Consider the following 13620-nt stretch of genomic DNA (forward strand, 5'->3'; position numbering starts at 1 on the left):
GATTACATGAATCAGCTTCCTATTAACCAGGTCCTCCCGGATCTGAAAAAAATGATGAAAGAGCACACCGCGGCCATTCTCATTGCCGAGCCGGGGGCAGGCAAGACGACCGCGGTTCCGCTTGCGCTGCTGGAGGAGCCGTGGCTGGCCGGCAAAACCATACTGATGCTGGAGCCCAGACGGCTGGCCGCCCGCTCCGCCGCAGGGTATATGGCTTCCACTCTCGGTGAGAGCGCCGGCGGGACGGTCGGCTACCGGATGCGGATGGATACCCGTGCCGGGAAAAATACACGCATTGTGGTCGTCACGGAAGGCGTGCTGACCCGGATGCTGCAGAGCGACCCTTCGCTCGGCGATGTGGGCCTGATCATCTTCGATGAATTCCATGAACGCAGCCTCCATGCGGATCTTGGACTGGCGCTGGCTCTGGAAGCCCAGAGCGTGCTGCGGGAGGATCTGCGTATCCTCGTCATGTCGGCGACACTGGACGGGGAACGTGTCTCTTCGCTGCTGGGCGGAGCGCCGGTCATCTCTTGTCCCGGGCGTACCTTCCCGGTGGAGACGGTCTATGTGCCGGACACCGGCACGGCCGCCCCTGAGCAAGCGGCGGCGGCTGCTGTCCGCCGGGCGCTGGCCGAGCAGCCGGGGGATGTGCTTGTTTTTCTGCCCGGCGAGCGGGAGATCCGCCGGACGGAGCAGGCGCTGGCGGCGGGAAGCCTTCCGCCGGATATCCGGCTCCGCCCGCTCTATGGACAGCTCCCGCAGGAGCAGCAGGAGGCTGCCGTAGCGCCGGCTGTGGCCGGTGAGCGCAAGGTTGTGCTGGCGACCTCAATTGCCGAGACGAGCCTGACGATTGAAGGCGTACGGACGGTTATTGATACGGGGCTGAGACGGACGCAGGTCTTCTCGCCGCGCACCGGCATGCCGCGGCTGACCACGGTGCCGGTCTCGAAGGCCTCGGCGGATCAGCGCCGGGGCCGGGCCGGACGCACCGCCCCGGGCGTCTGCTACCGGCTGTGGAGCCTTGAGGCGCACAGCCGCCTTCCGGACGAGAACGCGCCGGAGATTATGGAGACCGACCTGGCGCAGCTTGCGCTGGAGCTGGCGCTGTGGGGCGTGCGCGAGCCCGGAGCGCTCGCGTGGCTGGACCCGCCGCCTGCCGCGCCCTATGCGCAGGCCACGGCGCTGCTGCGCCAGCTCGGCGCGCTGGACGCCGGCGGCGCCATTACGCCGCACGGCCGCCGCATGGCCGCGCTGGGCGCGCACCCGCGCATCGCGCACATGCTGCTGCGCGCGGAGGCCCTGGCAGCGGCGCCGCTCGCGGCAAGGCTCGCGGCGCTGCTGCAGGAGCGGGACCTCCTGCGGGGTCCCGCGGCCCAGGACAGCGACCTCACGCTGCGCGTGGAGTCGCTGCTGGGGTTCGAGCGCTCCGGCGCAAGCTCCGGAGCGGACCCGGCGGCTCTGCGCGCGGTGCAGCGCGAGAGCCGGGCTTTCCTGGCGCAGCTTGCGGCAGCGCCGGGCGAAGCCCCTGTGGACAGCAGCGCCAGCGGGCTGCTGCTGTCGTTCGCCTACCCCGACCGCATCGGGCAGAAACGCGGCGACGGCGCGTTTCTGCTCTCGGGCGGACGGGGGGCGGCGATGCGCGAGGGCCAGCCGCTGGCGCGCTCGCCCTACATCGTGGCGGCCGGCGTGGATGACCGCGCCGGGCAGAGCCGGATTATGCTTGCCGCAGCGCTCTCCGAGCAGGATCTGCTGAAGCATCATGCGGACAGCCTTCTAGAAGAACGCGAAGTTTACTGGGACGGGGAGAGCGGAAGCGTAAGAGCGCGGAGGCTGACCAGACTGGGGGTGCTCGTTCTCAAAGAGACCACCCATGAACGGCCCACGGCCGAGGAGACGGAGAGCGTGCTGCTCAAGGTGATTGCAGAGGAAGGATTGGGGCTGCTCCCATGGGACAAAGGAACGGTACAGCTGCGGCAGCGGATGGCCTTCATGCATAGCCTGCGGGCTGATTGGCCGGACATGTCGGATGAGGCGTTAACCGGTACGCTTGCGGAATGGCTGGCGCCATACATGCAAGGGATGCGCAATCTCCGTGATCTGCAGCGGGTGAAGCTGGCGCAGGCGCTGGAGGGCATGCTGGACTGGAACAGCCGCCAGACCCTGAACAAGGAGGCGCCGACGCATATTACGGTGCCAAGCGGCTCGCGGATTCCGCTGGATTACAGCAACCCGGGCGCACCGGTGCTGGCGGTGAGGCTGCAGGAGATGTTCGGCTGGGCCGGTACCCCGCGCATTGGCGGCGGCAAGGTTCCCGTGCTGCTGCATCTGCTGTCCCCGGCCAGAAGGCCGATGCAGATTACTGCGGATCTGGCCAGCTTTTGGAAGAACACCTACTTCGAGGTCAAAAAAGATCTCAAAGGCCGTTACCCCAAGCACTACTGGCCGGATGACCCGCTGCAGGCGGTCCCTACTAACCGCACCCGTCCTCCAAAATAGAACAGGCTGGAGAATGTCTACCGGCTGCATATAATTTCGTCGCATCTGAATCCCCTGTTTGGCCAAGCTGTCAACGGGTAATACAATAGCGAACAACAATTACGAAGGAGGGCTTCAAGTGGCTGACAAAATTATTGGTGTTTTTGACACAGAACAAGAAGCGACCAGAGCAATTGAAAGTTTGCAGGCTCAAGGGATTAAGAGTGATGAGATATCGGTAATTACACGTGACCGGGATGAGCAGAAGAGCATCTCCGAAGATACAGGAACAATGGCGCCGGAAGGCGTGGCAACAGGTGCAGCTACAGGCGGAGTTGTCGGCGGAGTGGCCGGACTGCTGGCCGGCATTGGCGCGCTGGCGATTCCGGGAATCGGCCCGATTCTGGCAGCCGGTCCGATTGCGGCCACACTGACAGGGGCGGCGGTTGGAGTAGGCGCAGGCGGTCTGGTCGGCGGTCTGATCGGCCTAGGCATCCCTGAGGATGAGGCCCGCGAATACGAAGGCTACATCGACAGCGGCAAAATCCTCGTCCTGGTCGATGACAACGGCCGCGGCAGGGATATCCATACGATCTTCAGCGGCAACCGTTCGCTCAATGCCGGCCGTTACAACAGCCTTTACCCGCTGGGTGAAACATTAACTCCCGGAGGGACGGTGCAGGATAACAGAAACCGGACAAGCAACAATACGGATGCAGATCTCTACAATCCGCGATAAGGCCAGCTAATCCGATAACCGCCTCCAGAGCTTAGGCCCTGGAGGTTTTTTGCCGTATACATATGGCTTTATTAATTGAAAGCATTATTTATTTTATTTCAACATATGAAAAATTCATAAAAGAGGGGAGCTCGACAGCCAGCACAGGCGCATAATTGCATTTCGTACAGCTAAATGGGCAGATACATGACCTAATTTGACTTTAACAGCAGTTTGTACAACTATAATTGGGCATATCGGCGCAGAAGTTGAATTCTGCAGTTTTTAATTGTACAGAATGCAGCAAACGTTGGGATTTGGATGGTACGACTGCTTTTAAATGTACAAAATGCAACTATGTCCTATATATCTTGTCCCACTTCAGCCGATGCACACAGATTTCCTCCCATCCCGTCCTTATCCTACCCACGCGCAACTAATATAATTATTTCAACATATGAAAAATTCACAATAGAAAACCACAAACACACACTCACCCTATCTACTACCACCTGCGCAAACCAAACCATGACGCACCTTACCCGCACAGCAAACGGAAAAAGTACCCTCTAAACTCCATCCAACCCCAGTCCAACCCTAACATTACACCACAAAGATCGGGTTCAGCAGGGCAATCACTGTTGCGGTTGTCCGAGACGTGAAAGGTGAGCAGTTGGAAAGATAGCAGACATACGAGGAGATATCAGATGATTTTCGGGGAGGACGCCGGGCCGAGCTGTAAAAGGTTACTGAGAGCAGCCTGCCGTTTCAATCCGCCCGTTCCTGTGTATAGCATCATAGTGTGCGGAAATCGCTGTAAGCCGCATCAATTACTTGTTGTGAATGCTGGGAAATAGCGTTTATACTAGGGGATGGGAGGTGTCTTATGGCGTTTATGATTGCCCAGCGGGCGTTTATAAAGGTGTATCTGATTACGATGGTGGAACAGCATAAGGGGTACGGATACCAGATGCTTGAGGATTTGCGGAGGGATTTCAAGGCCCACGGCTATTCTCCTCCCCAGAGTGAAATCTACCGCGCCCTGCATGAGCTGGTGCAGCAAGGGATACTCTACCGCACCAAGCAGCTCAAGGGGAGCGATCCCAAGGTCGATTTCCAGGAAATCGTCTTATATCATTTCACTTCTGACGGGGAGGAGAAGGCCAGGCTCTACAAAAAGCAGGTGAAGACCGACCTCGACCGCTGTCTGGGCATACTCAACAAGGCGGTAGCGGACAACTACTGACAGAAGGGACTGCTAGGCCGCCCAGGGGTACCATTTACAAGTGACTGAATCAGGTATCCTCTTCTTCCGTATCCTGTCCGGGCGGAGTGACCGGCGAGCTTGCACTGCCATAGTCCTCCACGGCATCCCAGGCTCCGGCATCGTCAAATCGGCCGCTATGCTCCTGGCGTCCCTGTCCTGCACCGGCAGGAGGCGGCGTCATCACTTCCTCTTCTACAGGGCGTTCGCCGGAATCCCGGCTGGCCGGAGCGTGTTCCACGGTATAGCGCGTGAAGGGAATGGCTTCAAGCCGTTCGAAGGGAATCGGTTCGCCGCTGGCTTCACAGATGCCGTACGTCCCGTCCTCCATCCGCTTGAGTGCAGCTTCAATTTCCGCTAATTCTTCGGATAACGAGGTATTGATCGACAAGTCGCGGCTGCGCTCGAAGGTCTCGGTTCCTGTATCGGCAGGGTGATTATCCACGGAAGAGAGCTCACCCGTAGAGAGTGTGAGTGATTCGCCCAGCAGGCTGTCCTCTGCTCCGTCACCGGAGAAATGCTGCTTCAGCCCGGCTTTGCGTTCCTCCAGGGATTGCTTCAACTGCTTGAGTTCAGCTTCGGTTAAATGGCTCATCTGGTCATCTTCCTTTCTGGCGGGTTAGTGGTTATACTGTCGTCATCTTTCCTTACCCTAATGTCCTGGCATGCAATCAGCAGGCATTGCTGTGCAGAATTGGAACTTTAGTGATATTTTCAGGCTGCTATCACCCTGTTATAATAAGTACTGCCGGATGAATGCAGCACACACATGGAGGTTACTGATATGGACGAACATATGAAACGCCGGCTGGATAAGCAGAGGAAGCTGTTCAGCCAGCTGGGTATTACACTTGATGCACTTACCATTCATGAGAAGGAATTCAGCATGAAGCTGCGCGGATATGATGCCGAGGAGGTGGACACCTTCCTTGACAGCGTAATTAAGGATTACGAGCGCTTCTATGCTACCATTGCCGATCTGATGGATAAGTGGCAGGAGCAGCAGATTGAGATGAAGGAATTGAAGGCGGCGGCCAAGGCGGCAACCGTGCCTGCTCCAGTTCCGGTCATCAAGGGGATTGATCCGATGGATCTGGAGGATGTCATTATGAAGCTGGAGGCGAATGTCCGGCAGCTCAAGGACCGTCTGCCCCGCACTGAGAGCTATTTATAAGCTCTGAACAACTGGAAGCCTGAGGATGAGAATTAGAACATACTTAATAGCATAACTCTGGATGGGGGTTGTACCGTTGCCGGAGAAGCAACCGTGGAGCTTGAAGATCCGTGGCAAGATTGCTTTGGGATACATGATTATACTAGTGATGCTGGGGCTGTTCCTGGTGATCGTCTCCAGCAGAATTACCAGCCTTGAGAAGGAAACGGTGTTCCTGAGCGACCACGATATCGAAGTTCATGAACTGACCTACCAGATTGAGAAAAATGTACTCGACATGGAGACCGGACAGCGGGGCTACGTCCTCACCGGCGATGAAGCGTACCTGGAGCCTTATAATGACGGGATGGTGCAATGGCGGATCAACGCTGCGAAGCTGAACAGCCTGATTACCGATAATCCGGATCAGGTCCGTAACCTGAACACCATTACCGCTAATATCGAGAAGTGGATTGAAGTGGCCGGGCAGCATGTCGTAGAGCTGAAGAAGAACGGCCATAGTGCAGCTGTAAGTGCTTTTTTTCGCAATGATACCGGTAAAAGCGTGATCGACACGATCCGCTCCCAGTCCGATTACTTCCGGGACATCGAACGCACGCTCACCAATGAGCGGATCAGCAGTCTGAAGGACAGCAATCATAAACTGTTAATTACGATGTACATTCTCTGGGGACTGGTAGTCCTGCTGGCGCTGCTGATTACCTATCTGATCTCGGCCAGCATTGTCGGCCCGCTGCACAGTGTCATTCAGGCCATTAATGGTATCGCCTCGGGCGGTAACCGCGCAGACCGTATCCAGGTAAGAACCCGGGATGAGGTCTATGACCTGGGAACTGCGACGAACGGCCTGCTTGACAGCGTGCAGAGAGAGCAATGGATGAGTGACCAGCTGACCGCCATGTCGATAGCCCTTCAGGAGACAACGGATTTGCCTTCGCTCTGCAAGGTATTTGTGAATCGTCTCTCGGTCATGCTGGAAATGCAGTATGCCGCCATCTTCGTAATTAACAGGGAAGAAGCGTTCGAGCGGATCTACAGCTATGCCGGAACCGGAAATAACGGAGATAGCAGCGGTCCGGAAGTGATAGAGCCGGGAGAAGGGCTGGTCGGACAATGTGCCCTGGACCAGCGGTTGAACATTGTGAAGGCATTGCCGGAAGATTACATATCGATTCATTCAGGACTGGGCAGAGCTGCGCCGAAGTTTGCGGTGATTGCCCCGATCGTTTTTGAGAATAAGACGGTTGCGGTGTTGGAAATTGCTGCGCTCACGCACTGGGCTGCTTATCATTATAAATTGCTGAACGAACTGCTGACGATGATGGGGGTTACAGTGAATTCCGTCATGACGCGGATGGAGATCCAGCGGCTGCTGCAGGACTCGCAGATTATTAATGAAGAGCTTCAGGTCCAGTCCGAGGAACTGCAGAGCCAGTCCGAGGAGATGCAGATGCAGACAGAAGAGCTGCAGAGCCAGACCCGTGAGCTGATTGCCGTGAACAAGGAGCTGGAGAACCAGAAGGCCGTTGCCGAGAACGCAGCGATTGAGCTGGAGCGTTATAATGAGCAGCTGGAGCAGAGCTCACGCTACAAAACCGAGTTCCTGGCCAACATGTCCCATGAACTGCGGACCCCGCTCAACAGTATGCTGATTCTCTCCCAGCTGCTGACGGAGAACCGGAATAACACCTTAACGGAGGAAGAACAGGGTTATGCCTCGGTCATCTACAATTCGGGCAGCGATCTGCTGAACATGATTAATGACATCCTGGATCTCTCCAAGGTGGAAGCCGGCAAAATGCATGTGGAAATGGATGCGGTGAATCTGACCGAGCTGCCAGCGCTGCTGAAGGGGTACTTCAGCAAGGTGGCCGAAGCCCAGAATGTTGCTTTCAGCGTAAGCTTGGGCAAGGAAGTCCCGGATCTGTTCTACACCGATGAGCTGCGGCTGCATCAGATCCTGCGGAATCTGCTGTCCAATGCCTTCAAATTCACGGAGCAGGGATTAGTGTCGGTAGAGATCCGGAAGCTGGACTCTTATACGGACCATAGTGTTACCGTGCAGGGGCCTGTCCTGGCCTTTGCGGTCCGCGATACCGGCATCGGAATTTCGCCTGAGAACCGGGCGCTGATCTTCGAGGCCTTCCGCCAGGCGGACGGAACAACAGCCCGCAAATACGGCGGGACGGGGCTTGGCTTATCCATCTCACTGCAGCTGGCCCGGCTGCTGGGCGGACATATCGCCCTGGAGAGTGAGGAGGGGAGAGGCAGCACCTTCACGCTGTACCTTCCCTGCCGCGAAGGAGAGCATGAGGAAGAGGGGCCGGCACCGCAATTAACTGAAGAGATGCAGACAGGTTCTGAACCCGAAGGAGAACCTGCCGGAAGCGAGGATACCTTGTCCGGGAAGGAATATGATAAGCTTCATGGCCGTACTGTGCTGATCGTAGATGATGATATGCGAAATATCTATGCACTTCGGCAGGGGCTTGCCCTATACGGAATGAACATTCTGACGGCCCAGACCGGTTATGAATGCCTGCAGATGGTCAGAGAGCAGCCGGACCTGGATATTGTACTGCTCGATATCATGATGCCTAACCTCGATGGCTATGACACCTTATCTATTATCCGCGAGGAGCTGCGGCTTACAGAACTGCCGATTATAGCGGTCTCCGCCAAGACGATGAAGGAAGATAGGGAGCGGTGCCTGTCCGCAGGAGCGACTGATTTCATCAGCAAGCCGGTGCTGCTTCAGGATGTCATCACCCGGTTGTGCCGCTGGATGCCGGAGCGCAGAAATTGATTGACGGAATAACCGGTATGCCTTATTATGAGAGCATAAATGATCATTTATATGCAGTTGGCGTGTTACCTTAACAGGGCATGAGCCAAGATTTGTACTCACTACATTGAGACAATCTTGGCTCTTTTTTGTGCAAAAAATCAGGCTTTGGGCCGAAAGGAGGGGCAACTTGGCGAGGGAGAACGAACTGTACCGGGTCCTGCGGGTGATCGGAAATAATGTCGTCATGGTCGAGGGCGGCAAGAAAAGCAAAGAATACGTCATTATCGGCAAGGGCATCGGATTTGCACTGAAGGATACAGGGGTCATCGATGCGGACGATCCCCGGATTGAGAAGCTGTTCCGTCTGGAGGACCGGGAGGAATGGAGCCAATATCAGATTCTGCTGGAGGATATCGATCCCAAGGTGATGACGATAACGGATGAGATTATCTCCGATATCAGCAGAGCGTTTCCCGGTACGCTTAACGACAAGGTGTATTTGGCGCTCCCCAGCCATATCCAGTTCACGATTTTTCGTCTGCGGAGCGGGATGGATATTGTCAACCCGTTCCTGGAGGAGACGCGGATGACCTTTCCCAAGGAATATGAGATCGCTTACACGGCAGCGGAGAAAATCAGTGCAGCCTTCGGGGTGGAGATCCCGGAGGATGAGGTCGGCTTCCTGACCTACCATGTCTATTCGGCGGTCAGCAATGTGCCGGTCGGCCAGCTCGTGAAGGCTTCCAACCTGGTCAGCGAGATGATGGAGCTGGTGCGCCAGGAACGCAAGATTACTTTTGAACACGGGAGTATGAATCATGTCCGGCTGGTAGTCCATTTGCGGTTCTCGATTGAACGGATTCTGCAGGGTTCGCTCATCGACAACCCGTTCGTGAAGCATATCAAGAAGGAATACAAGGATGAATACAAGCTCGCCCAGCGGATGGGCAAGATCATGCAAGGCAAGCTCAGTGTAGACGTACCTGAAGAAGAAATCTGCTTCCTCGCCATGCATCTGCACCGGTTATTCCAGACGATAGAGAAAAATAAATAGCAGGGCAAGGAGTGAACGTAATGTTCTCAAGATGGAAATCCAAAAAGGAAGAGAAACATGCTGCTGCCGCCTTGGCGGTAATTGCCCCTGTCAGCGGGCAAGCGGTTCCATTATCGGAAGTGCCGGATGAGACGTTTGCCGGTGGGCATATGGGCAAGGGTATCGCCATAGAACCTGTAGAGGGGAGATTAATCGCTCCGTTTGACGGAAGTGTAGCACATGTGGTCCGTACGAATCATGCGCTGATCCTGGAGCATGCTTCGGGCCTGCAGCTGCTGATGCATATCGGCATTGATACCGTTGGGCTGAAAGGGGAGGGCTTCACCAGCCATATTGCCGGCGGGGATGCCGTGAAGGCAGGCCAGACGCTGATTACATTCGATCTGGAATCGATCCGCAGCGCCGGTTACCGGACCGTTATTCCGGTGATCGTGACCGGCAGCGGGGAGGACACCCCGGAGGTAGAGTGCCATTACGGTGCGGTCTCCGCAGGAGAGAGCCGGATTCTTACAGTGGCTTCAAGGCAATAAAACATAATTGTACTTAATAAAATGAAACCAGGGGGATGATTTCATTATGTTAGCTTTTCTGCAAAAGCTCGGTAAATCGTTGATGCTTCCGGTAGCCACCTTGCCGGCGGCAGCCATTCTGCAAGGGTTCGGACTTCTTAATTATGAAAAGGATTTGCATCTGGGCAGCACGGTAGGCGGATTCCTGAACCAGTATGTCGCTCCTTTCTTGAATGCAGGTGCCGGCGCAATCTTTGGCAATCTGGCCTTGATTTTTGCTGTAGGTGTTGCCATCGGCTTTGCCGGAGATGCGGTAGCTGCACTGTCGGCACTTATTGCTTATATGGTTCTTACCAAAGTATTGCTGATCGTTCCCGGGACCTTCGGCTTCATTGGTGACGATGTAGTGCTGGATATGGGCGTGCTTGGGGGGATCTTTGCCGGAGCATGGGCAGCGTTCCTGTACAAGAAGTATCACAATATTAAACTGCCTGATTGGCTGGGCTTCTTCGCAGGTAAACGCTTCGTTCCAATTGTTACCGCAGCTTCGACAATGGTGCTGTCGATCTTCATCGGGATGATCTGGAGCCCGGTTCAGGATGTAATCAGCGAATTCGGCAACTGGGTAGTAAGTCTTGGCGCGATTGGTTCTTTCGTGTTCGGTACCGCCAACCGCCTGCTTGTTCCGATTGGTCTTCACCATGTAATCAACACCATTGCGTGGTTCCAACTCGGTGACTTTACCAATGCAGCCGGTGAAGTCATCCATGGTGACGTCTGGCGTTTCCTGGCCGGTGATAAGAGCGCCGGGATGTTCACAACCGGGTTCTTCCCGATCATGATGTTCGCTTTGCCGGGAGCGGCGCTTGCTTTCATTCACACCGCCAAGCCGGAAAAGAAAAAGATGGTAGCGTCCATCTTCATAGGATCTGCGATTGCATCGATTCTGACGGGGATTACTGAACCGCTGGAATTCTCGTTTATGTTTGTAGCACCGCTTCTGTATCTGGTTCATGCGCTTCTGACTGGCGTGTCGATGGCAGTGATGTACCTGCTGGATGTAAGGCTAGGCTTCAGTTTCTCCGCAGGTCTGATTGACTACCTGACCAATCTCAAGCTTTCCACAAATGCATGGATTCTGTTCCCTGTCGGGATTGCATTCTTCCTGCTGTATTATGTATTATTCCGGTTTGTAATTACGAAGTTCAACCTCAAAACACCCGGCCGTGAGGACGATGTTGACGATGAAGCCATTGACCTCTCCAAAGGCGGAGCCTCCGTATCCGGTTCCTCCAGAGCGGCGAAGATCCTGGAGAACATCGGCGGGCCGGAGAATATCCGCAGCATCGATGCCTGCATTACCCGCCTGCGCCTGAACGTGGCTGATGAGAAGGCGGTGAAGGACGCAGCCCTTAAGCAGCTTGGTGCCTCCGGTGTCATGCGGCTCGGTCAGGGCGCGGTACAGATCGTCTTCGGACCCCAGTCCGAGCAGATTAAGGATGAGATTAAGAAGCTGATGTAGCATCAAGTTTTATACAAATATTTCTATGGTTTGTGTTTTGGACACCTCTCTCCCGGGTATACAACTAAAAAACTGCCCTGAAAGGATGAGAGTCGGGATGACTATGAGGCGGGAGGCCGGACCCGGAATCCGGCGGATATGGATGGCTGCACTATGGCTGGGAATAGCCCTGTTATTGATTGTGTCAGCGGGCAAGGCGGAGGCTTCGCCTGCGGCAGGCAAAACGATCGAAGTTAACCTGGATGATAAAACGTTGTCTTTTGAAAAAGCCCCGCTATTGGATAACGGTACAACGCTGGTGCCTTTCCGCCCTCTGTTCGAGGCCATGGGCCTTAAGGTAGGCTGGGAGCCTGCACAGCAGAAGGTAACCGGTACCAAGGAAGGCCTGACGATCGTCATGACCATAGGCAGCAAGACCGCTTCTGTTAACGGAAAGAATGTTCAACTGATGCAGGCGCCTAAGATTGTTGACAGCTATACCATGGTTCCGCTCCGGTTCATCGGGGAATCCACTCAGGCACTGGTAGCGTGGAATCCATATAAGCCGCAAGTTCTCGTCTACACTGACCCGTATTTGACCGGTAAAGGACTGACCAAAGCAACGGCTAAGGCAGAGATTGACAAGAAAATCGCCGAATTCAAAAAGATCTATGATGAGCAGGTGGCCAGCAATCCGCCGCAGCCTAAGCCGCCAGCGCCGGGTACGGTGCCAAGTGCGCCTGCCGGAGACGGCTCCTATAAACCGGCCGCTTCGGACCAGGTGAACCTCAGTCAGCTGCAAGGGATGTACTATGGCTTCAGCCCGGATTACGACGGGTATGAGTGCGGGGGGATGTGCTGGAATATCATCACCTTCCTGCCCGGGAACAAAGTGCTGGTAGACGCTCCGCCGCAAGGCGGGCCGGAGACGATCAACTGCTCACGGGATGGCTGCCAGACCTACACGATTCAGAACGGCAAGCTGAAGCTGAGCGGCGGCGAGTCCTATGACATTGCGGTGAAATCCGGCAAGCTGTATATCGATGATGTTGAATTAGGCCGGGTCAAGACGGTCAAAAGCGGGCTGACGCTAAGCGGAACTTATGTGCACCGCGGCTTCCAGGGACTGGCGGGCATCTCGGCCGGATCAACCTCATGGGAGCGGACACTGGTTCTGAACACCAACGGAACCTTCACCGGTGACAATCTGATGCTTGGCAGCGTGCAGGGAGGCGCACCCACCACGGGCGGGGCCGGCGGTTCTGATAGCGGCTCATACAAGATCAGCGGCAATACTATTGTTTTTGCCTTCAGTGACGGTAAGGTATCCAGCTCATTATTCTTCCAGCATGATGACGGAAGCATTCAGATCGGTGATGAAAATTATGATAAGGAATAGTGTAGGGTAATGGAATAAAACGTACGGAAACGGTCTCCAGGATGTACCTGGAGGCCGTTTTTTGCTGTTCAATATATTAGTGAATGAATCGACGGGCTTGTATAATAATATGCAGAATCGGATCTCAATGAGAATTTCTTGAAGCAAGGTGATACAAAACGGCGAAAACGTTCGTCTTTCTTATAGCTGCAGCGGATAAGGAGGATTTACCTAATGACTATTCCGGAATCAGACCATTTCAAACTGATTTTTTATGAGCATTACCCGAGTGTGCGCCGCAAGCTGGCGGCACTGGTGCGGGACGAGAGTGCGGCCGATGATCTGGCCCAGGAGGTCTTTCTCAGACTGTACCGGAATCCGCCGGATGATCCGGCAGCGCTTGGAGCCTGGCTTCACCGGGTGCTTACACGGATCGGATACGATTATCTGAATAAAAAAGTGAGAGAGCAGCGTCTGATCAACAAGCAGGAGCTGATGTATGATCCGCAGGCGGCTGCACCTACAGGGGAAGAGGTTGTCCTGAGCAAGCTCGATCAGGAGGATGTGCGGAGCTGGCTGGAGGATCTGCCTGAACGGGACCGGCAGGCGCTCTTGCTGAAGTACTCAGGCTACAGCTACGCTGAGATCGCAGGCGAGCTGGGCGTGAAGCCGCCGGTGGTCGGAACACTGCTGAGCCGGGCAACAGCTAAACTGAAGCATCATGCGGTGAAATCCATTCCGCAAGACTAAAGAAAT

General features: G+C 55.4%; 11 protein-coding genes. 10 read left to right on the forward strand and 1 reads right to left on the reverse strand.

Features of this window, described 5'->3' with window-relative positions:
• The first annotated feature begins 6 nt into the window (after window positions 1-6).
• From hrpB to MHI24_RS30535, 3 genes are all read left to right on the forward strand, one after another.
• Entirely contained in the window at window positions 7-2499 is a 2493-nt protein-coding gene (hrpB, locus tag MHI24_RS30525) for an ATP-dependent helicase HrpB (protein WP_340023308.1), read from the forward strand.
• A 118-nt stretch (window positions 2500-2617) separates the two neighbouring features.
• Complete coding sequence (locus tag MHI24_RS30530; RefSeq protein WP_340023309.1) at window positions 2618-3217, forward strand: general stress protein; 600 nt, start codon at window positions 2618-2620, stop codon at window positions 3215-3217.
• Between the two features lie 865 nt (window positions 3218-4082).
• Window positions 4083-4442 carry a helix-turn-helix transcriptional regulator gene (locus tag MHI24_RS30535; RefSeq protein ID WP_340023310.1) on the forward strand — a complete coding sequence of 120 codons (360 nt, stop codon included), beginning with the start codon at window positions 4083-4085 and terminating at the stop codon, window positions 4440-4442.
• Window positions 4443-4491: 49 nt separating this feature from the next.
• On the opposite strand, the gene MHI24_RS30540 is transcribed toward MHI24_RS30535, so the two are convergent.
• A complete protein-coding gene (locus tag MHI24_RS30540; RefSeq protein ID WP_340023311.1) occupies window positions 4492-5055 on the reverse strand; it encodes a TraR/DksA C4-type zinc finger protein in 564 nt (187 codons plus the stop codon).
• 189 nt (window positions 5056-5244) lie between these two features.
• Here MHI24_RS30540 and MHI24_RS30545 point away from each other — a divergent pair, with 189 nt between their 5' ends.
• The 7 genes from MHI24_RS30545 (at window position 5245) to MHI24_RS30575 (ending at window position 13614) form a co-directional block, all read left to right on the forward strand.
• On the forward strand, window positions 5245-5634 hold the full coding sequence (locus tag MHI24_RS30545) for a DivIVA domain-containing protein (protein ID WP_238655180.1): 390 nt from the start codon (window positions 5245-5247) through the stop codon (window positions 5632-5634).
• A 76-nt stretch (window positions 5635-5710) separates the two neighbouring features.
• Window positions 5711-8440: a CHASE3 domain-containing protein gene (locus MHI24_RS30550; RefSeq protein WP_340023312.1), complete on the forward strand. Its 2730-nt coding sequence runs from the start codon at window positions 5711-5713 to the stop codon at window positions 8438-8440.
• Window positions 8441-8609: 169 nt separating this feature from the next.
• Window positions 8610-9476, forward strand: a complete 867-nt coding sequence (locus tag MHI24_RS30555) for a PRD domain-containing protein (protein ID WP_340023313.1) — start codon at window positions 8610-8612, stop codon at window positions 9474-9476.
• Between the two features lie 20 nt (window positions 9477-9496).
• On the forward strand, window positions 9497-10006 hold the full coding sequence (locus MHI24_RS30560) for a PTS glucose transporter subunit IIA (RefSeq protein WP_340023314.1): 510 nt from the start codon (window positions 9497-9499) through the stop codon (window positions 10004-10006).
• A gap of 46 nt (window positions 10007-10052) precedes the next feature.
• The gene (locus tag MHI24_RS30565; RefSeq protein WP_340023315.1) at window positions 10053-11507 is read left to right on the forward strand and encodes a PTS transporter subunit EIIC; all 1455 of its coding nucleotides are present in this window, start codon (window positions 10053-10055) and stop codon (window positions 11505-11507) included.
• Window positions 11508-11604: 97 nt separating this feature from the next.
• Window positions 11605-12885: a stalk domain-containing protein gene (locus tag MHI24_RS30570; RefSeq protein WP_340023316.1), complete on the forward strand. Its 1281-nt coding sequence runs from the start codon at window positions 11605-11607 to the stop codon at window positions 12883-12885.
• A gap of 213 nt (window positions 12886-13098) precedes the next feature.
• Window positions 13099-13614, forward strand: coding sequence for a sigma-70 family RNA polymerase sigma factor (locus MHI24_RS30575; RefSeq protein ID WP_340023317.1), 516 nt, complete (start codon window positions 13099-13101; stop codon window positions 13612-13614).
• The last annotated feature ends 6 nt before the right edge of the window (window positions 13615-13620 follow it).

The sequence above is a fragment of the Paenibacillus sp. FSL K6-1096 genome, assembly GCF_037977055.1.
In the GTDB taxonomy this organism is placed as follows: domain Bacteria; phylum Bacillota; class Bacilli; order Paenibacillales; family Paenibacillaceae; genus Paenibacillus_AQ.